The 22,485-nt window shown below is 69.5% G+C and carries 17 protein-coding genes; 10 read left to right on the forward strand and 7 right to left on the reverse strand.

Features of this window, described 5'->3' with window-relative positions:
* The first annotated feature begins 88 nt into the window (after window positions 1–88).
* The 6 genes from J7U46_RS15275 to dacB all read left to right on the forward strand — a co-directional run bounded on the left by J7U46_RS15275 (window position 89) and on the right by dacB (window position 8,960).
* Complete coding sequence (locus J7U46_RS15275; RefSeq protein ID WP_282827299.1) at window positions 89–1,342, forward strand: D-amino acid dehydrogenase; 1,254 nt, start codon at window positions 89–91, stop codon at window positions 1,340–1,342.
* Complete coding sequence (locus J7U46_RS15280) at window positions 1,343–2,578, forward strand: hypothetical protein (protein WP_282827301.1); 1,236 nt, start codon at window positions 1,343–1,345, stop codon at window positions 2,576–2,578. It begins immediately after the preceding gene.
* A 4-nt stretch (window positions 2,579–2,582) separates the two neighbouring features.
* The gene (locus J7U46_RS15285) at window positions 2,583–3,473 is read left to right on the forward strand and encodes an LD-carboxypeptidase (RefSeq protein ID WP_282827304.1); all 891 of its coding nucleotides are present in this window, start codon (window positions 2,583–2,585) and stop codon (window positions 3,471–3,473) included.
* Between the two features lie 142 nt (window positions 3,474–3,615).
* Window positions 3,616–6,528, forward strand: a complete 2,913-nt coding sequence (locus J7U46_RS15290) for a TonB-dependent receptor (protein WP_282827306.1) — start codon at window positions 3,616–3,618, stop codon at window positions 6,526–6,528.
* A gap of 63 nt (window positions 6,529–6,591) precedes the next feature.
* Window positions 6,592–7,518, forward strand: coding sequence for an NAD(P)-binding domain-containing protein (locus J7U46_RS15295; RefSeq protein WP_282827308.1), 927 nt, complete (start codon window positions 6,592–6,594; stop codon window positions 7,516–7,518).
* A complete protein-coding gene (dacB, locus tag J7U46_RS15300; protein WP_282827310.1) occupies window positions 7,515–8,960 on the forward strand; it encodes a D-alanyl-D-alanine carboxypeptidase/D-alanyl-D-alanine-endopeptidase in 1,446 nt (481 codons plus the stop codon). The genes J7U46_RS15295 and dacB overlap by 4 nt, the downstream gene beginning before the upstream one ends.
* A 15-nt stretch (window positions 8,961–8,975) precedes the next feature.
* On the opposite strand, the gene J7U46_RS15305 is transcribed toward dacB, so the two are convergent.
* The 5 genes from J7U46_RS15305 to J7U46_RS15325 are packed head-to-tail and all read right to left on the reverse strand — an operon-like array spanning window position 8,976 to window position 14,095.
* The gene (locus J7U46_RS15305) at window positions 8,976–9,917 is read right to left on the reverse strand and encodes an alpha/beta hydrolase (RefSeq protein WP_282827312.1); all 942 of its coding nucleotides are present in this window, start codon (window positions 9,915–9,917) and stop codon (window positions 8,976–8,978) included.
* On the reverse strand, window positions 9,917–10,984 hold the full coding sequence (locus tag J7U46_RS15310) for an LD-carboxypeptidase (protein ID WP_282827314.1): 1,068 nt from the start codon (window positions 10,982–10,984) through the stop codon (window positions 9,917–9,919). The genes J7U46_RS15305 and J7U46_RS15310 overlap by 1 nt, the downstream gene beginning before the upstream one ends.
* Before the next feature lie 17 nt (window positions 10,985–11,001).
* Window positions 11,002–11,604, reverse strand: coding sequence for a M15 family metallopeptidase (locus J7U46_RS15315; RefSeq protein WP_282827316.1), 603 nt, complete (start codon window positions 11,602–11,604; stop codon window positions 11,002–11,004).
* A complete protein-coding gene (locus J7U46_RS15320; protein WP_282827318.1) occupies window positions 11,601–12,503 on the reverse strand; it encodes a LysR substrate-binding domain-containing protein in 903 nt (300 codons plus the stop codon). Before J7U46_RS15320 ends, J7U46_RS15315 begins: the two co-directional genes overlap by 4 nt.
* A gap of 5 nt (window positions 12,504–12,508) precedes the next feature.
* Window positions 12,509–14,095 (reverse strand): ABC transporter substrate-binding protein, encoded by a 1,587-nt coding sequence (locus tag J7U46_RS15325; protein WP_282827320.1) that lies wholly within the window; start codon window positions 14,093–14,095, stop codon window positions 12,509–12,511.
* 153 nt (window positions 14,096–14,248) lie between these two features.
* On the opposite strand from J7U46_RS15325, the gene J7U46_RS15330 reads away from it, so the two are divergent.
* Together J7U46_RS15330 and J7U46_RS15335 are read left to right on the forward strand one after the other, a co-directional pair.
* Window positions 14,249–14,710: a hypothetical protein gene (locus tag J7U46_RS15330; RefSeq protein ID WP_282827322.1), complete on the forward strand. Its 462-nt coding sequence runs from the start codon at window positions 14,249–14,251 to the stop codon at window positions 14,708–14,710.
* On the forward strand, window positions 14,710–15,606 hold the full coding sequence (locus J7U46_RS15335; RefSeq protein WP_282827324.1) for a DUF2145 domain-containing protein: 897 nt from the start codon (window positions 14,710–14,712) through the stop codon (window positions 15,604–15,606). The genes J7U46_RS15330 and J7U46_RS15335 overlap by 1 nt, the downstream gene beginning before the upstream one ends.
* Before the next feature lie 13 nt (window positions 15,607–15,619).
* On the opposite strand, the gene J7U46_RS15340 is transcribed toward J7U46_RS15335, so the two are convergent.
* Window positions 15,620–18,979, reverse strand: a complete 3,360-nt coding sequence (locus J7U46_RS15340; RefSeq protein ID WP_282827325.1) for a ligand-binding sensor domain-containing diguanylate cyclase — start codon at window positions 18,977–18,979, stop codon at window positions 15,620–15,622.
* A gap of 70 nt (window positions 18,980–19,049) precedes the next feature.
* On the reverse strand, window positions 19,050–19,733 hold the full coding sequence (locus J7U46_RS15345) for a LuxR family transcriptional regulator (protein ID WP_282827327.1): 684 nt from the start codon (window positions 19,731–19,733) through the stop codon (window positions 19,050–19,052).
* A gap of 192 nt (window positions 19,734–19,925) precedes the next feature.
* Here J7U46_RS15345 and J7U46_RS15350 point away from each other — a divergent pair, with 192 nt between their 5' ends.
* Both J7U46_RS15350 and J7U46_RS15355 read left to right on the forward strand, forming a co-directional pair.
* Window positions 19,926–20,600, forward strand: a complete 675-nt coding sequence (locus J7U46_RS15350) for a response regulator transcription factor (protein WP_282827329.1) — start codon at window positions 19,926–19,928, stop codon at window positions 20,598–20,600.
* Window positions 20,584–22,452 (forward strand): ATP-binding protein, encoded by a 1,869-nt coding sequence (locus tag J7U46_RS15355; protein WP_282827331.1) that lies wholly within the window; start codon window positions 20,584–20,586, stop codon window positions 22,450–22,452. The genes J7U46_RS15350 and J7U46_RS15355 overlap by 17 nt, the downstream gene beginning before the upstream one ends.
* Window positions 22,453–22,485: the final 33 nt, after the last annotated feature.

Genomic DNA, 22,485 nt, shown 5'->3' on the forward strand with positions numbered 1-22,485 from the left:
AGGCGCCGCCGCCGCTTTCATTGGCACTGGCCAGTTCTGTTCCTTACCCTGCGAAGGCTTAGTCGAATGGATACGGGCCAGGGGTCGGATGAAACATGTTGTGGTGATTGGTGGCGGCGTGGTTGGCCTGACCTCGGCCTGGGCGCTGGCCGAACGGGGCCATGAAGTCACGCTGATCGAGCGCGGACGCGAGGTGGCCCTGGGTGCCAGCCATGCCAATGGCGGCCAGCTGAGTTACCGCTACGTCTCGCCCTTGGCCGACGAAGGCGTGCCGCTGAAGGCGCTGCGCTGGCTGCTCGATCCGGACGGCCCTCTGCGCTTCAAGCCCGAGGCCAGCTGGCAGCAATGGTCCTGGATGCTGGCCTTTCTGCGCGCCTGCCGGGGTCCGGTCAACCGCCGCATGACCGAGCGGCTGCTCGCCCTCGGCGCATTCAGCCAGTCGGCCTTCGGTCGCCTGAATGACGCGACGCTGCTTTCCGACATCGCCCTGCGCGCCCCCGGCAAGCTGGTCGTCTACCGCAAGGCCGAGGAGTTCGCCCGCGTGGCCGGCCGCCTGCGGACTCAGCCGGGCGCCCAGGAGCGGGCGCTCAACCACGATGAATGCGTGGCGCTGGAACCGGCCCTGGGAGACAGCGACACCCAGATGGCTGGCGGCATATTCACCCCCGGCGAGGCCGTGGCCGATTGCAAGCAGTTCTGCCTGCGGCTGGCCGAGGCACTGAAGGCCCATCCGAACTTCCGGGGCATCGTCACTGCCGAGGTGCAGGGCTTCGTCCAGCTGGGCGCAAACATTGCCGCCGTCAAGACCGGCGCCGGCCAGATCGGCGCCGACCAGTTCGTGCTGGCCGCCGGCCTGCAAAGCCGCAGCCTCGCGGCGCCGCTGGGCATCAAGCTGCCGCTGTACCCGCTGAAGGGCTACAGCCTGACCGCGCCGATCACGGCCGAGCACCGGCCGCCCGAGGTCAGCGTCACCGATTTCGAGAAGAAGATCCTCTACGCCCGCATCGGCGACCAGCTGCGTGTGGCCGCCATGGTCGACTTGGTCGGCGAAGACGAGAGCATCGACCCCAGCCGCATCGCCTCGCTGCAGCGCGCGGTGCGCGCCACCTTCCCCAAGGCGGCCGACTACGACCGCGCCGTCGCCTGGGCCGGCCTGCGCCCGGCCACGCCATCGGGCGCGCCCATCGTCGGCGCCACGCCGGTCAGCAACCTCTGGCTCAACGTGGGCCATGGCGCCCTCGGATTTACCTTCTCTTTTGCCACAGCCGACATCGTGGCCGAGCTGATCTCGGGCCGCACGAGCCCGGTGGCGCTGGACGGCTTGCAGTTGCAGGCGGCCTGAATGCGCTTCAGCGGGCAAGACCTGGCACAGGCCCTGCTGTCCGCCGTGCGTGCGCAAGACTTCGCGCAGACCGCTGATGCCCAGCTCGGCGGCGCGCCGGTGCAGCAGCATCCCAGCCTGGACCTGGCCGTGGCCGTCTTCCCCGCAGGCGGGGCGCCGGTGTTCGCCAATGTGCTGTTCTCGCGTGAGCATCCCGAAGGCCTGGTGGCCGAGTTCGGCCCCGGCGCCGGCCCGGTGCGCAACCTCCATTTCCAGGCCGACCAGCTCGACAGCCAGGGCCGCTCGGTCGCCTGGCTGCCGGGCGCCGACTGGCAGTCCCTGCGCTGGCGCACGCTGGCCGGCCGGCCCGGCCAGCCGCGCGTGGTCGCGCCCTACCCGGCCTCGCTGGTCAAGCTGATGGTGCTGGTCGGCGTGGCTCACCAGGTCGACCAGGGCCATGCACGCTGGGAGCAGGCGTGGAGCTGGCAGGGCCGCAGCCGCCCGGTGCGCGACTGGGCCTTCGACATGACGGTGATCAGCAGCAACGACGCCACCTCGGCCCTCGTGGCCCTGCTGCACGCGGTCGGCGCGATCCGGCGCGAGCAGGGCATCGAGGTGCGCAACGAGGTCCATGCGCTGTTTGAAGCCCAGGGCCTGCACTGCTTGCGGTTGCACAACACCCGACCCGACGGCGGCTGGCGCAATGCCGATGGCGCCGGCGTGGGCCAGCTGCAGATGACCGCCTGGGACACCCTGCGCCTGCTCTGGCTGCTGGACGATGCCGCCCCGCCCGCGCCCTGGCTGCCCGCCGACACGCCGCCGCTGCTGCGCGCCGAGAGCCGTGCCGTCGTGCTGCACTGCCTGGGCGAGCAAGGCCTGCACAGCCAGCTCTCCAGCAGCCTGCTGGCCGGCCTGCCCGGCTGGGTGCCCGGCATTCCGGCCCGCCTGCCGGCTCGCTGGATCCAACCTGATGGCTCGGCTTTGCTGGACCACGACCTGGCCTACCCCGGCGACCTGCGACCCGCGCAGGCGCGCTGCGATGTGAGCTTCGCCCACAAGACGGGCAACACCGAGAACTACGGTGCCGACGCCGGCATCGTGCGAGGCCTCGGCACCAGCAAGCGCCACTACCTGATCGCCCTGACCAGCAACCTGGGCAGCCGCTACGCGCCACATCCGCTCGCCTCGAGCACCTGGCGCATCCCGGCCCTGGGTGCCGCCATCGACGCCTGGCTGCTGGCCCGGCTGGGAGCTTGATGCCATGTTGATCGCCCCTCTGCGCCCCGGCGCCACGCTCGGCGTGATCGCGCCGGCCGGCCCGCCCAAGCCCGGCACGCTCGAGCAAGTGCCAGCCCTGCTGGCCGCCCAGGGCTACCGGGCCAAGATCTTCCCGGGCTGCGCCGGCCCGGTAGAGCTTGGCTTCCTGGCGGCGAGCGACGAGCAGCGCCTCGCGGACCTGCATGCCGCCTTTGCCGACCCCGAGGTCGATGCCGTGCTGTGCCTGCGCGGCGGCTACGGCTGCGCGCGGCTGCTGGACCGCATCGACGCCGAGCTGCTGCTGCGCCATCCCAAGCTCCTGATCGGCTACAGCGACATCAGCTCGCTGCACGGCCTGCGCGACCGCCTGGGCCTCGTGGGCCTGCACGCGCCGATGCCGGCCTCGGACCTGCTGCATCCCGATGCTGCGGCCGATGCCGAGGCCCTGTTCGGCCTGCTGCAACGGGGCCTCAAGCCCGGCGACGTGATTGCGCCCGCCTGCGTCCCACATCCGCTCTCGCAAGGCAAGACAGCCAGCGGCCGTCTGATAGGCGGCAACCTGGCCGTCTTCACCGCCCTGCTGGGCACACCCTGGGCGCCCAAAGCCATGGGCAGCATCCTGTTCTTCGAGGACATCGCCGAAGAGCCCTACCGGGTCGACCGGCTGCTGGCCCAGCTGCGCCTGGCTGGCGTGCTGGATGCCGCCTCGGGCTTTCTGATCGGCAGCTTCAGCGAGGCCGAGTCGCCCGACGCGGTGCTGGCCGACTACCTGCGCCCGCTGGCCAAGCCGGTGCTGGCCGGCTGGCCCTCGGGCCATGGCCGGCCCAACCAGACGCTGCCGCTCGGCCTGCGCGTGAACATGGATGTGGCGCAGCGCCGCATCACGCTGGCCTGAGCGCCTGCCGCCCATTCGTGCAGGTTATGCCCCGCGCGCAAAGCGTGATCGTCCTGAAAGCCACAACCCCGGAGAGCCCCTCTGGCCGCCTGGCGCATCAGCGGCAATGATCCAGCAACATTTTTTTCTTGAGGAGCTGTTGATGATGAAGCTGAACCGAATTGCCTACGCAGCCACATTGCTTTGCCTGAGCGGCGCCGTGCTGGCCCAGGCCTCGACCGACAAGCCCGCCACGCCGGCCCCGAAGCTCGAGAAGATCATCATCACCGGCTCCAGCGTCAAGCGCCTGGCCGACGAGAAGGCGCTGCCGATCGAGGTGCTGACCGCCGCCCAGATCCAGCAGCTGGGCCTGAACAGCATCGACGAGATCATCGACAACATGGCCGCCAACGTCAGCGGCGCCACCAACCAGGTCACCAACAACGCCGTGTTCGGCGGCGACGGCGAGAAGACGCTGGGCGGCGGCAACTTTGCCAACCTGCGCGGCATCGGCGCCAACGGCACCCTGGTGCTGCTGAATGGCCGCCGCGTGTCCACCCACGGCATGAGCGGCGGCTCGGTGGACCTGAACACCATCCCGATGGATGCCATCGAGCGGGTCGAGACGCTGAAGGACGGCGCCTCGGCCATCTACGGCACCGATGCCATCGGCGGCGTGATCAACTTCATCACCAAGACCAGCTACCAGGGCGCGACGGTGCGCGGCAGCTACTTCACGCCGCTGGCGGATGGCGGCGGCCAGACGGCACGGATGTCGGTGACCGGCGGCTTTGGCAACCTGGACACCCAGGGCTTCAACATCATGGCCAGCCTGACGGTCGACAACAACAAGATCCTGCGCGGCGTCGACCGCGAATGGGCCACCGGCTACCAGCCGGCCCTGGGCCTGACGCCCAACACCTCGAGCTCGGTGCACGCCAACATCATCAACCAGGCCGGCTCGGCCCTGCTGTCCACCGGCACCACGGTCGGCACGACGGGCGACACCACTCGCTACACCAACCTGAACCTGCTGGCCGTCCGTGGTCAGTGCGAGGACATCCCGAACCAGACGCCGCTGGCCGCCAACATCCCGGTCTGGGACCTGCAGGGCTTCACCAAGGCCAATTCGCAGTACCGCTGCGGCCGCGACTACGGCCGCAACTTCATGCTGCGCTCGCCGCAGGACTCGGTGAACGGCCTGCTCAAGGGCACGTTCAACCTGGGCGGCGACCACCGCGCCTCGGTCGAGATCCTGGCCTCCGACATCAAGAACCGCGGCGAATACGCGCCGGTCCAGGCCAGCTCGGGCAGCGGCACGGCCACGGTCAATGGCGTGACGGCCACGTATGACTCGCGCCTGCCCGTCAACAGCCCGTACTACCTGGACATGAAGACCCTGGTGAACGCAGCGCAGTTCGACCCGACCAAGCCCATCGCCTATCGCGTCAACTTCCTGAACGACCTGGGCTTCCGCATCCGCGAGAACGAGACCAAGAACCTGCGCGTGCAGACGGCGCTGGAAGGCACGGTCTGGGGCCTCGACTATTCCGTGGGCGCCGGCTACGGCGAGTCCAAGGGCACGGCCACCCTGATCAACGGCTTCCCCAACATGCGCAAGCTCGTCGACCTGATGGGCTCGACCAAGTACAACCCCTTCATCATGCCGGGCCAGACGCAGTCGGCCGAGGTCGTCAAGGCCTTCGAAGACATGCAGATGCGCGGCAAGATCTACGACGGCAAGACCAGCGTGAAGCAGGCCGATGCCACGATCTCCGGCCCGCTGGGCAAGTTCCTGGCCGGCGAAGTGCAGTTCGCGGTCGGCCTGAATGCCCGCCAGGAAACCTACGAGTTCTCGGGCTCGCAGGGCTTCGCCTGCATCGACACCATCAGCGCGGCCAACCTGGCCACCTACAACAACGCGGCCCTGACCATCGGCTGCCCGGGCAACTCCTCCTCGCCCAAGCTGTCGCGCGACATCACCGCCGCGTTCGGTGAGCTGGTGATGAACCCGCTGAAGAACATGGAAGTCACGATGCAGGTGCGGCATGACCGCTACCAGTCCATCGGCGGCACGACCAACCCCAAGATCGGCATCAAGTACCAGCCGAACGACATGGTGCTGCTGCGCGCCTCGGCCAACACCGGCTTCCGCGCACCGACGGCCCAGCAGCTGAAGCAGGGCATCCTCGAAGAAGCGCTGACCAGCCAGTTCCGCGACCCGGTGCTGTGCGCCGACATCAACAACCCGGTCAATGCCAGCCAGTGCGCCCGCGTGAGCCTCTTGACCCGCCGCGGCGGCAACCCGACGCTCAAGCCCGAGGAATCGCGCCAGGGCACGGCCGGCATCGTGTTCGCACCGGACAAGAGCTTCCAGGCCTCGGTCGACTACTGGCGCGTCAAGCTCAGCGACCGGATCCGCTCGCTGAGCGCGCTGGACATGATCGCCAACTACGACCTGTTCAAGGACGCCTTCGTCCGCGACCCGTCGACCGGCATCGTGCAGTACATCCAGGCCGGCTGGGTCAACTCCGCCAGCAGCCGCACCTCGGGCGTGGACTTCGGCATGACCCACATGTTCGAGGCGCTGGATGGCCGCTTCACCGCCTCGGTGAGCGGCACCAAGATGATCAGCAACAAGGAGCAGGCGCGCGAGAACCTGCCCTTCGTGGAGAACGTCGGCCGGTGGACCAACACCACGCTGTACGTGCCCTGGCGCGTCAACGCCAGCCTGAGCTACAAGACGGGCCCCTGGAACACCACGCTGTCGGCCATCTACCGCGACAGCTATGAAGACGAGAACCGCAGCCCGACCGCGCAGGGCGGCCTGAACTACACGACGAATCCCGAGTTCATGACCCGCCGCGTCCGCGCCTACAGCACGGCCAACCTGGTGGGCACCTACACGGGCATCAAGAACCTGTCGATCACCGCCAGCATCGTCAACCTGTTCGACAAGCAGCCGCCGTTCACCTGGCACTACGTGGACAACGCGGCCGGCGCCGGCTGGGATCCGCGCGTGGCCGATCCGCGCGGCCGCACCGTCGGCGTCTCGTTCCGCTGGACCGTCCAGTAAGCTCATCCAGCCACAGCACAAGGGCCCCCTCGGGGGCCCTTCTTTCCTCTCAGCCCTCCCCCCATGCAGCTCATCACCGAAGCCCAGGTCGCCTCCGTTCTCACCTTCAGTGGCGCCCGCCAGGCGCTGCGCGAGGCCTTCACGCAGTTCGGGCGGGGCCAGGGCGCGGTGCTGGCGCGCGGCCGTGCCGGGGCCAGCGCCGCTGACGGCGCGGCCCTGATGGTCAGTGCCATGGGCGCCGTGCTGCCGCAGATGGGCGTGCTCGGCACCAAGGTCTATTCGACCCGCAACGGCCAATTCCAGTTCCTGATCCAGCTGTTCAGCAGCGAGACCGGCCTGCCGCTCGCCTGCATCGAGGCCAACGAGCTGACGCGGCTGCGCACGGCCGCCACCACGGCCGTGGCGGTGGAGGCGTTGGCCCGGCCTGAGGCCCAGGTACTGGCGATCTTCGGTGCCGGCACCCAGGCACGCGCCCATGCCGAGGCCGTGCTGCCGCTGCGCAGCTTCCAGCGCGTGCTGGTCTGCGCGCGCAGCGGCGCCAGCGAGTTCGCGGCCGAATTGGCCGAAACCCATGGCCTGAGCGCGGTGGCGGTCGATGCTGCCAGCGCGGCGGCTCAAGCCGATGTGATCCTCACCTGCACCCGCGCCAGCGAGCCCTTGTTCGACGGCAAGCTGGTGCGCCCCGGCGCCTTCGTTGCCGCCGTGGGTTCCAGCAAGCCGGCAGCGCGGGAGCTGGACGACGCACTGCTGGCGCGCGCCGCCCTGATCGCCGTCGAATGGAAGCCGGCCGCCACTGCCGAGGCCGGCGAGTTCTGCCGCGCCGCGCCAGGCGTGATTGCGGCCGAACGCGTGGCCGAACTGGGCAACCTGCTGGCCGAGGCGCCGCGCGCCATCCCGGCCGAGGCCATCGTCGTCTACAAAAGCGTGGGCATTGGCCTTGAAGACATCGCCATTGCCCACCAGGTCTACCAAGCCCTGCAAACCGCATGAAGCACCCCTCTTCTCTGCTGCGCTCCACCCTGCTGCTCTCCAGCGCCCTGCTGCTGAGCGCCTGCGCCTCGCTGCGCACCAGCCATGAGGTGCCGGCGCCGGTGCGCGAGGCCCTGGCCAAGGCCAATCTGCCGGACAGCGCCCTGGCCGCCGTGGTGCTGCCGCTGGATGCGCGCAACACCGGCCTGCGCCTCCAGGCGGAGCGGGCGATGTCGCCGGGTTCGACGATGAAGCTGGTCACGGCCATCGTCAGCCTGGACAAGCTCGGCCCCAACTGGCGCGGCCGCACCGAGTTGCTGGCCGCCGCGCCGCCGCAGGGCGAGCTGCTGGCCGGGCCGCTCTACCTGCGCGGCGGCGCCGATGCCGACCTCGACTGGGGCGCGCTCGCCGGCCTGCTGCGCAATCTGCGCGAGCAGGGCGTGCGCGTGATCCAGGGCGGCCTGGTGGTGGACCGCACGCTGTTCCGCCCGGCGCGGCTCGACATCGGCGTGCCGCCCTTCGATGAAGCGCCCGAGTTCCAGTACAACGTGATCCCCGACGCGCTCTACCTGAACGGCGTGATGACGGGCCTCGTGCTGAAGAGCTCAGGCGAGCAGCTCAGCGCCCGCCTGAGCCCGGCCTGGGCCGGCCTCACGGTCGACACGAGCGCCCTGCAACTGGTGGATGGCAAGGCCTGCAAGGACTGGGAGCAGGGCTGGAAGATTCCGCAAGTCGCGGACGAAGGCCGGCGCCTGCTGCTCAAAGGCACGTTCCCCATCGCCTGCAGCCAGAACCTCGAAATCAATTCGCTGGACCGCCAGGCCGTCACGGCCGCCGCCGTGCGCCAGCTCTGGCGCGAGCTCGGTGGCGAGATGAGCGCGGGCGATGCCGAAGGCGCCACGCCGGCCGGCGCTCTGGTGCTGGCAAGCCACCAGGGCCGGCCGCTGACCGAGGTGGTGCGGCGCATGCTCAAGCCCTCGGACAACCCGCTGACCCGCCTGGTCTACCTGAGCCTCGGCGCCAAGGCGGCCCAGGTCGAGGAAGAGACCCGCACCGCTGCCGACCGCGCGGTGCGCGAATGGTTTGCCGCCAAGGGCATCACTACCGAAGGCCTGGTGCTGGACAACGGCTCGGGCCTGTCGCGCAGCGAGCGCATCAGCCCGGCGCAGATGGCCGGCCTCCTGCTGGCGGCCAGCGATGGCAATTGGCTGCCCGAGCTGCAGCAGGCCCTGCCCATCGCCGGCTTCGACGGCACCATGAGCCGCCGCCTGAAGGACAGCCCGGCCGCCAACCGCGCCCGCCTCAAGACCGGCACGCTGCGCGACGCCGTGGGCCTCGCCGGCTTCGTGCCGGACAGCCAGGGCCGCGTCTGGGTGGTGGCTGCCATGGTCAACGACGAGAAGGCCGCCGCCAAGGGCCGGCCGGTGCTGGATGCGCTGATCGACTGGCTGGCGCGGCGCTAGGCCCTCGCCTCGTGATTACAGGCCTTGCGCCCGCAAAAAGGCCTGGATCGCCGCCCCCGCCCTGAGCTGGCCTTCGCGGCCAAAGCCGCCATGACCGCCGCCGGGCATGCGCAGCAGCTGGTTGGCCACGCCGGCCCGATTCAACGCCTCGTGCAGTTGCTGCGCATGGCTGAACGGCACCAGCGGATCGGCGTCGCCATGGATGGTGAGGACCGGCGGGCCATCGCGCCGCACCAGGCTCAAGGGCGAGAGCTCGCGGGCCAGGGTGGCGCGCTGCTCGTCGGGCATGGCGCCGAACCATTCGATCGCATAGTGCTTGGCATTGGGGCCCGCCAGCAGGTCGGCCACATCGGTGATGCCGAACCAGTTGATGATGGCCGCCACCTTGAGCGGCGGCTCCTTGCCATTGACCCAGCGGTCGCCCTCGGGCGTGGCACAGCCGCGGTCGAAGCGGTTGCCGGCGGGCAGCATGCCGGCCATCAGGGCCAGGTGGCCGCCGGCCGAGCCGCCGGACACGACGATGCGCTGCGGGTCGATCTTCAGCTCGGCCGTGCGCTGGCTCAGGTAGCGCAGCGCGCAGCGCACGTCTTCCACTGCCGCCGGCGCCGGCGCGACCTTGGCCAGGCGGTACTGCACCGAGGCCACGGCATAGCCCTGGGCCAGGTAGGGCATCAGCTGCAGCACCGAGCCCTCCTTGGCCCCGGCGATCCAGCCGCCGCCATGGAAATGCACCAGCAGCGGCACCGGCTTGCTGTGGCGCTGCACCGGCAGGTAGAGATCCAACTTGAGCTCCTGGCTGCTGGCCACGGTGTAGACCAGGTTGGCACGCACCTCGGTCTCGGCGGCGAGGGCCCAGGCCTGCTCCTGCGGGGTCGGCTGAGCTGGAGCTTGAGCCTGAGCCGCCGCGCACAGAGCCAGGCAGCCCCAGGCGATGGCTTGCTTGAACGCCGTCCTCATCACAGCACCACCGGACGCAGCAGCTGGAGGGTGCCAGCGTCGGCATCCATCTCGGCCTCGCCGCCGACCGGAATCGTCAGCTTGCGGGCCACATGGCCGAACTGCGCGCCGCGATAGACCGGCACGTTGAGCGGCAGGAAGTAGTCGTCGAAGACCTCGTCCAGCGTCAGCACGCCGTAGTTGCCATCGCCCGGCTCGCACTTGGTGAAGTGGCCCAGCACCACACCGGCCACCTGGTTCAAGGCACCGGCGAGGCGCAGCGTGGAGAGCATGCGGTCGACGCGGTAGATGTATTCGTTGATCTCTTCGATGAACAGGAGGGCGCCCCGGAACTCGGGCGCATAGGGCGTGCCGATCAAGGAGCTGAGCACTGCCAGGTTGCCGCCCACCAGGCGGCCGCGTGCCTTGCCACTGCGCAGCACGCGGGTGCGGTACTGCGTGGGAATCAGGTTGTCGCCACGCTCGGGCGGCGGGTTCTTCAGGAGCGCCGCCTCGGCCTCCATCACCAGCGAGCGGAAAGCCGCCACGCTGAAGCTGTTCCATTGCGAGCTGGCCACCGGGCAATGGAAGGTCACGAGGCCGGTCTGGCGCTGCATGCCATTGACCAGCGAGGTCAGGTCGGAGAAGCCGCCAAAGAACTTCGGCTTGGCGGCGATCAGCTTGTAATCGAGCTTGTCGACGATGCGGTTGCAGCCGGAGCCGCCGGTCATCGCAATGATGCCGGCCACGCTGTCATCGGCAAACATCGCATTGATGTCGCCGGCGCGCTGCGCGTCGGTGCCGCCGAACTGGCCGTAGCGGGCCCGCAGGTTGGCGCCATGCTTGACCTTGAAGCCGAGGGCCTGCAGCGCCTCGGTCGCCAGCTCGATGGGCTCGCGCTCGAAGGTCGCGTTGGCGGGGCTGACGAGGCCGATGGTGTCGCCTGGGCGCAGGCGACGCGCCAGCAGCGGCGCGGGTTGAGCGCCTTGCGAGCCCTGCGTGCTCTGGGCGAGCGCGGGCGCTGTGGCCATGCCGGCGGCCGCAGCCGCCGCGAGAGATTGAACAAACTGGCGACGGGGCGTGCTCATGGATTGATTCCTAACCTTCAAAGTACACGCGGCAGATCGCGCCGCACGGCGACACGGTCGCCGAAGTCGAAATGCCACCACTCGGTGCTGATGCCGTGGAAGCCGGCCTGGCGCATGGCGGCACGCAGCCAGCCGCGCTCGGCGATCTGCGCAGCCGTCAGCAGTCCTAGGGCCAGATGCTCAGCCTCATGGTCGGGGTGGGAGATCAGGGTCATCTCATCAAAGCCCGTGCCCATGTCGACCTCGGCCCCCTGCGGGTCCAGCACGGTCAGATCCACGGCCATGCCGAAGGAATGGATGGAGCCGCGCTCCGGATGGGCCAGGTACATGGCCAGCGGCGTGCCGGCCAGCTCGGCATAGAGCGCTTCCTGCACGCGCTGCGGGCGCAGCGCATCCAGCACGATCAGTCGGTAGCCGGGGCGCTGGCGGGCCAGCCATTCGGAGGCATTGACGAGCGCCTCGGCCGCCTCGCGGCGCAGCCAGGCGCAGTCGAGGCCGCCGTAGACGTCGCGGCCGACGAAGTTGTCCGGCGTCGCGTAGCGCAGGTCCACGCCGATGTTGGGCAGGCTGGCCAGCGCACGGAAGTCCGGGTGGCCGGCGATGTCTTCGCAGGGAATCATGGAATCAGGGAGTCCAGGCTTTGCTGGGCCGCTTCACCGAGGTACTTGACCAGGCGCCGGGCAGTCTGGGCCAGCGGCGCATTGGCGGCGGTCAGCAGGTAGAGCTGCACCGGGATGGCGGGCGAGAGCGGCCGCAGGCGCACGCGCTCGCGGTTCGCCGAGGCGGCGGTGAAGGGGTCGACCACGGTCACGCCCACGCCGGCCTCGCACAGCGTGCGCGCCAGCTGGTAGGTCTGCACCGTGATGCGGCTGTGCAGCTGCGCCCCTTGGGCCTCGCCGGCGTTGTGCACCACGTTGCCAAGTGGGTCGTCACCGGCCAGGCCCACCAGCTCGCTCTGGATCTCGGCCACCGACAGCGGGCCCATGCCCTCGGCCTCGGGCGAGCCGACCGGGCACAGCGCCATCATCTGGCCGCTGGCGATCACCTCGGCCTTGATGCCGGGATGGCGCGGGTCCTGCAGTGACAGCGCGAGGTCGGCCTCGCCGAGCAGCAGGGCCGAGACGATTTCCCGCGTGTGGTTGGTCGACAGCTGGCAGTGGCTGGCCGGGAAGGCACGCACCCAGTGGATCATGGCCGCCGGGATCACGGCCGCTCCGAGCGTGGGCGTGGCCACGAGGCGCACCAGCTCTGACTCGCCGCTGCGCAGGTTGGCCGCCAGGCGGCGGATAGCCACCAGGTCGCGGTTGAGCTTGTCGATCTCGACGAAGAGGCGCTGGGCCTCAGGCGTGGGATAGAGCTTGCCGCGCACGCGGTCGAACAAGGCCATTCCGAGCTGCAGCTCGCAGTGCTGCAGCACCTTGGTGACCGCAGGCTGCGAGATGTGCAGCAGCTGGGCGGCACCGCTGATGGTGCCGGCCTGCATGACGGCGTGGAACACCTCGATGTGTCGAAGTCTCATCTTGCTCAATCCCTGTAGACGTTTTCGAAGTCGACGCTGCCATTGGGCGACATGACGAGGCCCTGCACATCGCGCCGCATCGGAATGTAGACCGACGAATGCGCCATGGGGATCCAGGGCCGTTCGCGCTTGAACACCACTTGCGCCAGCTCGTACAGCTGGCGGCGCTTGTCGGCGTCCGGCGTCACGCGGGCCGCGTCGATCAAGGCCTCGAACTCGCGGTTGCAGAACTTCACGCCGGTGGTGTTGGCGGCGCAGGACAGATTGGGCGTGAGGAACTCGTCGGCATCGCCGGTCTCGCCGGCCCAGCCGCTCATGTAGACGCTGTGCTCGCCGTTGTTGGCGCGCTTCAGGTACTCGCCCCATTCATAGGTCTTGATGCTGGCGCGCACGCCGATGCGAGCCCAGTCCTGCTGGATCAGCTGGGCCATCAACTGGCCGTTCGGGTTGTGCGGGCGGGTCACCGGCAGCGCCCAGAGCTCGATGTCCAGGCCCTGGGCAAAGCCGGCCTCGGCGAGCAGCGCGCGGGCGCGTGCCGGGTTGTATTCGTTCTTCAAGGCCTTGTTGTAGCCAGGGATGGCAGGCGGGAAGGCGCTCACCGCCTGCAGCGCATCGCCGCGCGGGAACAGGGCCTTGAAGATGCTGTCGCGGTCGATGGCGATGTCCAGCGCCTCGCGCACCAGGCGCTGGTCGGTGGGCGGCTTGCGCAGGTTGAAGGACAGGTAGGAGATGTTCAGCGCCGGCGCCTTGGCGACCTTGACCACGTCGGGCCGCTTGTCCAGCGAAGCCAGGTCCACGTCGCGCAGTGCGGCGGCCACATGGCATTCACCGGCCAGCAGCTTCTGCACGCGCACATTGGGCTCGCGGCTGATCGCGAAGATCAGCTTCTCCGTGCGCTGCGGCGGGCCCCAGTAGTCGGGGTTGGCCTCCAGGCGGATCACGTCGTCCTTGGCATAGGACTTGAAGCGGTAGGGCCCGGTGCCCACCGGCTGGTTGTTGATCTGCCGCGCCCGGCCCTCGCGCAGCAGCTGCGCGCCGTACTCGGCCGAATGGATGCCGGCCCAGGCCATCGCGAAGTTGGCGAGGAAGGTCACGTTGGGCTGGCGCAGGCGGAAGCGGATGTGGTGCCCGTCCAGCTTGTCGATGCCCGCTATCAGCTTGGCCAGGCCCAGGTTCGAGGGATAGATGAAGTTGGCCGGAAAGGCTTTATTGAACGGATGCTGCGGGTCGATGAAGCGCTGGAACGTGAACAGCACATCGTCCGCATTGAATTCACGCGTCGGCTTGAAGAAGGCCGTGGTCTGGAAGCGCACGCCCTGGCGCAACTCGAAGGTGATGCTGCGGGCGTCGGGCGCTATTTCCCAGCGCGTGGCCAGGGCCGGTTCGAGCTCGGTGCTGCCACGCTTGAAGCCGACCAGGCCCTGGAAGATCTGGTGCGTGACGGTATTGGTCGAGGCACTGTCCCAGAGGCCGGGGTCGAAGCCCTCGGGGCTGGCGTCGCTGCAGAACACCAGCGGCTTGGCCTGCACAGCCAAGGCCGCGAGCAGCGCTGCGCCGGCGGCGACACGGAACAGCAACTGCAGGGACTTCATGGACGAGCCAGCGGGTCGGTGAGGGACGGCCATTGTTGGAAGCGCCCCGGGGTACAACAAGTGAGAACACCGGCTCGGACTATAACTTTGTCTCATGGGCTGGACTTGGCCCCTCGGGTATCCTCGCCGGCACGCCACACCGCTGGGGAAACCATGTCCCGAACTTCGCTGATCTTCACGCTCTGCACTGCCGCCCTCTGCCTGGCCTCCGAGAGTGCCTGGGCCGATTCCTCGGTCGTGTCCTCGGCCTCCAACAGCGCCTCCTCGACTTCGGGCAGCGTGTCCGACTCCATCGAGCGCAGCAGCCACAGCAGCAGCGGCGGCGACAAGAAGGTGGCCGCCGGCAACTACAAGGTCATCGAGGTGGCCGAGGCCGCCCAGCGCCCGGGCCATGTGCGGCTGCGCCTGCAGGCCCTGGCCCCAGAAGGTGGCGAGTTCGTGCTGATCTTGCCGCGCCAGGCGGCCGACAAGGGCGGTGTGATCGCCACCGGCGCCCAGATCACCGCCGCCGAGCGGCCCTATGGCCTCGAGTTCTCCAACACGACGACGACACAGGCCTTCTTCCTGGTACTCGAAGACGCGTGGCACAAGGAGCTGAAGGCCCGCCCCGTCTGATGTTCTGGCGTTTCTCGGCTGCGGCGCTGCTCTGTGCCGCAGCCATCAGCTGCAATGCCGGCAGCCTGCAACTCTGCAGCAAGCCCCCGGACCCCAGCGCGGCCGAGCAGGACCGGCTGATCCGCTTTGCCGCCGTCATCAAGGCCGAGTTGCAGGCCTCGGGGCAAGGCCTGGCCCTCGTCGCCCGCTCGGGCCTGGATCTCGCGCGCTTCGGTATCCGCTACTCGCATGCCGGGCTGAGCCTGAAGGACAGCACGAACGCGCCCTGGTCGGTGCGCCAGCTCTATTACAACTGCGAGGCCGACCAGCCGCGCCTCTACGACGAAGGCCTGAGCGGCTTCCTGCTCGGCACGCATGACCCCGCCCTGGGTTATGCCTCCATCGTGCTGCTGCCGGCCGAGGCGGCCGAGCCGCTGGCCCGCGCCGGCCTGGACGACGCCCGCGCCCGCGCCCTGCTCGGTGAGCGCTACAGCGCCAATGCCTATCCCTGGAGCCTGCAGTACCAGAACTGCAACCAATGGCTGATCGAGCTACTGGCCAGCGCCTGGGGTGGCGCGGACGATGCCGAACTGCCGCCGCGCCAGCAAGCCCAGGCCTGGTTGCGCCAGAGCGGCTACCGGCCGCATGAGGTGGATGTGGGCTGGCGGCCGCTGATGTGGCTCTCGCACCTGATCCCCTGGCTGCACAGCGATGACCATCCGCCCGAGGATCTGGCGGCCAAACGGGTACAGATTAGCCTGCCCGATGCCATCGAGTCCTTCGCGCGTGAGCGCTGGCCCGGGGCCCGGCGCATCGAGTTCTGCCACGACCGCGAGCGCATCGTGATCCATCGCGGCTGGGAGCCGCTCGCCGAAGGCTGCAAGCCGGGCGAGCAGGACCAGGTCCTGCCCTACTGAATCGGCCGCCGGATTAGCGCGTATCGCCCGAGGGCATGGCGGCGTCCGGCGCCAGCGCAGCGCTGACCAGCACCGGCGGCCGGCTGCTCATCAGCTCCAGCTGACCGGCCCACAGCAGCGCATGCAGGCCGTTCTGCAGCAGCTCGGGCAGGCGGAAGTCCGGCGTGCTGCCGGTGGCCAGCAGGCCGACCCAGGCGTTGCGGCCGCTGCGCTTGGCGCCGAGCAAGGCCTGGTCGGCCAGCTTGACCGCATCCTGCCAGCCGAGGGCCTTGGGCTTGTCGGTGATGAAGGGCATGCAGGCAAAGCCTATCGAGCAGCTGACGCGCAGCAGGCGGCCATCGTCCAGCTCGAAAGGCGTATCGGCCATGACACAGCGGATGCGCTCGGCCAGCTCGGCGGCACGGCTGCGGTTGGTGTCGCGTGCCACGGCCAGGAATTCCTCGCCGCCCCAGCGCACCACGTAGTCCGACTCGCGCATCAGCTGCTGCAGGCGGCGGCCGAACTGCACCAGCACCGCATCGCCGGCCGCATGGCCGTACTGGTCGTTGACGCGCTTGAAGTGGTCGACGTCGATCAGGAAGAACAGCGAATCGCAATCGGGCGGCGGCTCGCTTTCATGCAGGCGGGCCTCGCGCACGCGGCGCAGGCTGGCGGCCAGAGCTGTCTCGATGTGCTCAGCCAGGAAGCGCCGGTTGTGCAGGCCGGTCAGCGGGTCGCTGATGCTGGCGCGCTCCAGCACGAGCGACTTCTGCGCCAAGGCGGCCGACAGCGTCTCGAGCTCGGCCGTGCGTTCGGCCACCAGGCGCGACAGCTGCTGCTCGCGCATGCGCAGCCAGCGCGTGCGCGCCTGCACCACCAGCACCACGCCGCCCAGGATGGCCAGCAGCAGCAGGCCGCGGAACCACCAGGTCTGGTGCCAGGCCGGCAGCACGCGCAGCGACACGGCCAGCTCCTTCTCGGTCCAGACGCCGTCGCGGTTGGCACCGCGCAGCATCAGCCGGTAGTTGCCGGGCGGCAGGTTGTTGTAGCTGAACTGGCGCTGCCCCGGCTCCAGCTCCACCCATTTGCGGTCCAGGTTCTCAAGCTTGTGGGCATAGCGGTTGCGCTCGGGCGCCGAGTAGTCGAGCGCCGCCAGCTCGCCCACCAACTGGCCGCCTTCGGACGGCAGCTCCAGCGTCTCGCTACCGAGCTGGGCCAGCTGGGACTGGCTCAGCCACTGATCGCCCAGGCGCAGCGCGGTCAGCACCACCGGCGGCCGGTAGTTCCAGCGCTGGAACTGGTCGGGCCGCACGATGGACAGGCCTCCCGCACCGCCGAACAGCAGCTCACCGGCGCTGGTGGACGCCGCCGAGCCGGTCCAGTAAGTCAGGAATTCCACACCCTCGGCCCGCCGCAGGCTCTGGGCCTGCAAGGTGGCAGGGTCGATGCGGGCCAGGCCGTTGTCGGTGCTGGCCCAGACCAGGCCCTGGCGATCTTCCTGCAAGGCATTGATGTTCTCGTTGGGCAGGCCCTGGGCCTTGCCGACGTGACGGAAGTGCAGCGGCTCGCTGCTGCCTTCAAGCAGGCTGATGCCCCCACCATAGGTACCCACCCACAGCCTTTGCTGGCGATCGGTGTAGAGCGAGGTGATGAAGCCAGCACTGAGGCCGTCCGGACGCGCCGGATCGGGCACGATGCGCTGCACCTTGCCGGTGGCAGTGAACAAGCGGTTCAAGCCCATGCGCGTGCCTATCCAGAGGCTGCCGCCCGGGCCACGCGCCAGCGTGAAGATGCGCTGGTCGCTCAGCTGCCGCGCCGGCTCGGACAGCACGGCCCGGGCCTTGTCGGTCCGCAGGTTGAGGGCCCAGAGTCCGTCGGACTGGCCGCCAATCCACAGCGTGTCGCCGTCGGCCAGCAGCGCCCAGCTGGACTCGGCCGGGTCGCGGCCTTCGATGCGCACACGCTGCACGCGCTTGCCGTCGCCGCTGGCGCGGTAGAGGCCGCGCTTGGTGCCTATGTAGACCGTGCCGTCGGCGACCTGCTCCAGCGCCACCACCACGTCCTGCGGCAGGGCGCGCTCGGGCTGGGTCGCGTCGGGACGCAGCCAGCCGACGCGGCCGCCGTTGGGATCGATGATCTCGACACCGCGCTTGTGCGTGCCCAGCCAGATCCTGCCATCAGCCGTCGGCAGGATCCAGCTGACCTCGTTCGACACCGTGACCTCGCGACACGGCGCGGCCTCGCAAGGCGGCGTGCCATACATGGTGAGCACGGCACGCTGGCTGGGGTCGTTGCGGCTGAGGCCCCGGTTGGTCGCCACCCACAACAGGCCTGAGCGGTCGCGGTACAGCGACTTGATCGAGTTATCGGCCAGGCTGACCGCGAGCGCCGGCTTGTGCTGGATCACCCGGGCCCGGCGGCTCGCCGCATCGAAGGCGAAGATGCCATGGCTCAGCGTGCCGAGCCAAACCTCGCCGGGTCGCATCTCGTTGATGGTCACCACATGCTGGACGGCCAGCGAGGGCCGGTCCGGGGTCTCGGCCTGCAAGGCTGCCGGCTGGGTCTCGCCCGGTTCCAGCACGAAGGCCCCATGCTGCAGCGTGCCTATCCAGAGCCGGCCGGCACTGTCCTCGAACAGCGAGCGCGGCTCGGGCTGACGGCCACTGACCGGCAGCTGCATGCGCTGGAATCGCACAGCCCCGCCGGGACGGTGGAAAAGGCCCTTCTCGGTACCCACCCACAGACCGGCGCGGCTGTCCTGCAGCACCGTCCAGACGCGCGCCCCGGGGGCATCGGCACCGTTGGTGGGCAGCACGCGGTGGAAGCGGCCGCTTTCGGTGTCGAGGTGGTCCAGGCCGCCTTCGCTCGCCACCCAGAGGCCGCCCTGGCCGTCGTCGGCGATGGCGCGCACGCTGACATGGGCCAGGCCCAGCGGCCCGACCGGGTAGCCGACGAAACCGTCGGTGGCCGGCTCGTAACGGGCCAGGCCCGCGCCCTGTGTGCCTATCCAGAGCCGACCCTTGCGGTCGCCGTGCAGGGTCTGGATGAAGCCATCCGGCAGCGCGCCGGGGCGTTCGGCATCGGTTTGATAGATACGGAAGCGGTAGCCGTCCCAGCGCGCCAGGCCGCCCAACGAACCGACCCAGAGGTAGCCGGCACCGTCCTCGGCCACGGCCGTGGCGATCTCGTTGGGCAGGCCATCTTCCTGGCGCAGGTGGCGGAAACTCAGCTCGGCCAGCTGAGACCAGCGCTGCGTGGCGGCGGCCGGCGCTGCGGCGGGAGCATCAGCGTTAACCCGAATACTCAGCAGCAAGCCCAGGCTCAGCAGCGCACTGACGGACAGTGCGCGCAGCCAGGAACTCAGCAGAGGAACGGCATGGGCTGGTTTCAACACGGTGGGCGATTGTGACCGAGCCGAGCCTCGGCCTCAAACCTGCCGTTGGACCGCCGCTGCAGCGCGCGAATCAATGCCCTTCGACCAGGGCGTGGACCAGCGGCGGCAGCACCGCCATGCTGCGCACCAGGGCACCGATGTCGCGTGCGCCGGTCTTGGCACGGATCGCGCCGATCTGGGTGCGCACCGTCGACAAAGCCACCTTGCGCTGCTGGGCGATCTCCTCCGGCGAATGGCCGGCACACAAAGACCCCAGCACCTCGCGCTCGCCCTCGGTGAGGCCATGCTCGCGGGCATAGGCCTGCAGCGTCAGCCCTTGGCACAGCGCGGGCTTGGCCAGCATCACGAGCGCCAGCTTGCTGCCCGGTCCGGCAGGCAACACCGCCAGCGATGGCTGGCCTGGCTCGCCGCGCGGCGCGATCAGGCTGCGGCGCCCCCGCTGAACGGCGGCATCGACCGCCCGGCGCAGTTGCAGCTGCTGCGTCTCGCTGCGCAGCTGCAGTTGGCCGGCTTCGAGCATCAGACTTTCACGCCGCACCAGCAGGCTGCGGGCGATGCGGTTGCCATGCTGGAGGTGCAGCTCTTCGTCAACCAGCAGCACCGGATAGTCAATCTCGTCGAGGATGGCGCCGGCCAAGGCGCCGAACAGCCCCTGGCCCAGCAAGGCGCCGCTCGCCGGCGAGCGGCGCCGCTCGATGAAGTTCTGGCCGGGCAAGGCCGCGTTCGGGATCGAACGATCCAGCAGTTCAAGCATGGCAGGCTCCCTGTGCAGGCGTGATCGCCTTGTCGTGAGCCCGGAGTGTTAGGCAAACAGCCACCGAGCGCGTATCCCTCGAAATGAGGAGCCCGCCGGGGTGGGCCCGCCCCTGCTTCCAGGGGCAGCTCCTGCGTTCACAGGAGGATTTGCCGCTGGCGTTGGACGGCCGGCCCTGACAACATCGCCGCCATGCAATCCCCCGCCGTTGCCACCGCCATCACCGTCGCCCTGGTCGAGGACGACAGCCGCACCCGCGAGCGGCTCTGCCATGTGATTGCGGCCGAACCCTCGCTGCGCCTGGCCTTCAGCGCCTCGACGGCGGCCGAACTGCTGGCCTGGTTCGTCGACAACCCGGTCGATGTGCTGCTGGTCGACCTGGGCCTGCCCGATCTGTCGGGCCTGGAACTGATCCAGCGCTGCTGCCGCATGCAGCCCGCCTGCGCCGCCATGGTGATCACCATGTTCGGCGACGAAGCGAACATGCTGCGCGCCTTCGAGGCCGGGGCACGCGGCTATCTGCTGAAGGACGGCACCGAGTCCGACCTCGCCACCCATGTGCTGAGCCTGCATGCCGGCGGCTCGCCGATGACGCCCATCATCGCCCGCCAGCTGCTGGCCCGCTGGCGCGCCGACCAGCCGCCGCCGGCCAGCCGCACCGGGCCGCAGCCCGAAGCGCTGTCACGGCGCGAGACCGAGGTGCTGGACCTGATCGCCCGGGGTTTCACTTATGCCGAGATCGCCCAGCAGATGGCCATCTCGGTGACCACGGTGCAGACCCATGTGCGCAACATCTACGGCAAGCTGGGCGTGCACAACCGCAGCGAGGCCGTGTTCGAAGCCAGGCAGTATGGGCTGCTGCGCTAGGCCTTCGCTCTTCCTTCGGCTGCTGCTCCTCCTGCTGCTGATCGCCGGTCCGGCCCAGGCCTGCCAACCGCCGCCGGCGCAGCTCGAAAGCCGGCCCGGCTGGTGGCGCGTGAGCGCGGCCTGCGTCAGCCTGCAGGCCGAAGGCGAGGCCGCCGGCACCGAGCAGGCCCTGCCCCTGCCGCTGCGCTGGGACAAGCAGCGCAATGGTCACGCCGGCCGCGCCCTGCTGCGCCTGCAACTGCCCGAAGGTCGCCAGCCGCGCGCCTTGCTGATCGAGCGCATCGGCAACCAGGCCCGCCTGCGGCTGAATGGTCATCCGCTGGCCCAACTCGGCAGCCGGCCTTCGCAGGACATGGCCAAGCAGAGCCAGTTGCTGATGCTGCCGGCCGAGATGCTCAATGAAGGGGCCAACGAGCTGCAGGTGGAGCTGCAGGCCCAGGCCCTGCGCGGCGCGCTGCTCACGCCGCTGCACCTGGGCCCGCCCGAGGAGGCCGAGGCCTTGCAGGCGCGCTGGCGGCTCTTCGACCAGGTCCTGCCCGCCGCCTATGTGGCCAGCTTCCTCTTGATGGGCGGCCTGGCCGCCGGCCTGTGGTGGCGCCAGCGCGATCCGGTGTTCGGCTGTTTCAGCCTCGCGGCCCTGGCCGGCGTGCTGCGGCCGCTGGATGCGGTCTGGCCCGACGCCCTGCTGCCCTGGCCCTTCTGGGGCGCCCTGCTGGCCCTGAGCTATGGCTGGCAGATCGTGCTGCTGAATCGTTTCATCGTGCTGGTGCTGGGCCAGAACCCGCGCTGGATGGTGCGCGCCATCCACGCGGCCCTGGTGCTCACCACGCTGCTTGCCAGCCTGTCGTTCGCTCTGCTGCAACGCCACTACTGGACGGCCGCCCTCGGCCTGCTGCTGAGCCTGAGCGTGGCCTGCCTGGCGATGGTGCTGCGCGAGGCCTGGCGCAGCCGCCAGGCCATCGCCTGGATGGTGGTGTTCAGCGGCGCCCTGGCCGTGATGGCCGGCGTGCACGACTTCTTCCTCGTACGCACCGGCTGGCTCGGCGAGATGAGCCGCCAGCTGACGCCCCATGCGATGTTCGGCTTCGTGCTGGTGCTGGCCTGGGTGGTGGTGGGCCGCTACAGCCGCACGGTGACCGACTACCGCGCCCTCAACGAGCACCTGGCCGAGCGAGTGGCCGAGCGCGAGGAGCATCTGCGCCAGGCCTTCGAGGCGCTGCGCAGCCAGCAGCAGGAGCAGGCCGTGCTGAGCGAGCGCCAGCGCATCATGCGTGAGATCCACGACGGCATAGGCTCGCAGCTGGTGGGCCTGCTGAACATGGTCAGCGTGGAGGGCGGTGGCGACCGCCAGCAGCTCGAGATGCAGGTGCGTCATGCGCTGGACGAAATGCGCATGGCCGTCGATTCACTGCAGCCGATGGACGCCGATCTGACCATCGTGCTGGCCACCCTGCGCTACCGCCTGCAGCCTCGCCTGCAGGCGGCGGGCCTGCGCGTGGTCTGGGACGTGGCCAGCCTGCCGCCGCTGGCCGAGCTCTCGCCGCAGGCCGTGCTGCAACTGCAGCGCATCCTGCTGGAGGCCTTCACCAATGTGCTCAAGCATGCGCAGGCTCGGCAGGTGACCGTCAGCGCGCGCTGGCTGCCCGCCACCGCCGGCAAGCCGGCCGAGGTGCAACTGCGCCTGACCGACGACGGCATAGGCCAGCTACCCGCACCCGCCGACGCGCCCGCCGGCCATGGCCTGGCCAATATGCGCGCCCGCGCCGCCAGCATCGGCGCGCTGCTGCATATAGGCCCGGGCGCCGATGGGGGGACCTGCGTGGCGATCGACTGGCCGCAGGTGGCATCCTGAAATTGAAAAGGCCGCCCGAGGGCGGCCTTTCAC

This window comes from Pelomonas sp. V22 (assembly GCF_030014915.1).
GTDB lineage: Bacteria > Pseudomonadota > Gammaproteobacteria > Burkholderiales > Burkholderiaceae_C > JAUASW01.

Excerpts from the sequence above, each read along its gene's own strand:
- J7U46_RS15355 (WP_282827331.1), top strand. The coding sequence starts at position 20,584 with ATGGGCTGCTGCGCTAGGCCTTCGCTCTTCCTTCGGCTGCTGCTCCTC.
- J7U46_RS15295 (WP_282827308.1), top strand. The coding sequence starts at position 6,592 with ATGCAGCTCATCACCGAAGCCCAGGTCGCCTCCGTTCTCACCTTCAGT.
- J7U46_RS15320 (WP_282827318.1), bottom strand. The coding sequence starts at position 12,503 with ATGAGACTTCGACACATCGAGGTGTTCCACGCCGTCATGCAGGCCGGC.
- J7U46_RS15350 (WP_282827329.1), top strand. The coding sequence starts at position 19,926 with ATGCAATCCCCCGCCGTTGCCACCGCCATCACCGTCGCCCTGGTCGAG.
- J7U46_RS15325 (WP_282827320.1), bottom strand. The coding sequence starts at position 14,095 with ATGAAGTCCCTGCAGTTGCTGTTCCGTGTCGCCGCCGGCGCAGCGCTG.
- J7U46_RS15310 (WP_282827314.1), bottom strand. The coding sequence starts at position 10,984 with ATGAGCACGCCCCGTCGCCAGTTTGTTCAATCTCTCGCGGCGGCTGCG.
- J7U46_RS15335 (WP_282827324.1), top strand. The coding sequence starts at position 14,710 with ATGTTCTGGCGTTTCTCGGCTGCGGCGCTGCTCTGTGCCGCAGCCATC.
- J7U46_RS15315 (WP_282827316.1), bottom strand. The coding sequence starts at position 11,604 with ATGATTCCCTGCGAAGACATCGCCGGCCACCCGGACTTCCGTGCGCTG.
- J7U46_RS15345 (WP_282827327.1), bottom strand. The coding sequence starts at position 19,733 with ATGCTTGAACTGCTGGATCGTTCGATCCCGAACGCGGCCTTGCCCGGC.
- J7U46_RS15280 (WP_282827301.1), top strand. The coding sequence starts at position 1,343 with ATGCGCTTCAGCGGGCAAGACCTGGCACAGGCCCTGCTGTCCGCCGTG.
- dacB (WP_282827310.1), top strand. The coding sequence starts at position 7,515 with ATGAAGCACCCCTCTTCTCTGCTGCGCTCCACCCTGCTGCTCTCCAGC.
- J7U46_RS15285 (WP_282827304.1), top strand. The coding sequence starts at position 2,583 with ATGTTGATCGCCCCTCTGCGCCCCGGCGCCACGCTCGGCGTGATCGCG.
- J7U46_RS15305 (WP_282827312.1), bottom strand. The coding sequence starts at position 9,917 with ATGAGGACGGCGTTCAAGCAAGCCATCGCCTGGGGCTGCCTGGCTCTG.
- J7U46_RS15290 (WP_282827306.1), top strand. The coding sequence starts at position 3,616 with ATGATGAAGCTGAACCGAATTGCCTACGCAGCCACATTGCTTTGCCTG.
- J7U46_RS15330 (WP_282827322.1), top strand. The coding sequence starts at position 14,249 with ATGTCCCGAACTTCGCTGATCTTCACGCTCTGCACTGCCGCCCTCTGC.
- J7U46_RS15275 (WP_282827299.1), top strand. The coding sequence starts at position 89 with ATGAAACATGTTGTGGTGATTGGTGGCGGCGTGGTTGGCCTGACCTCG.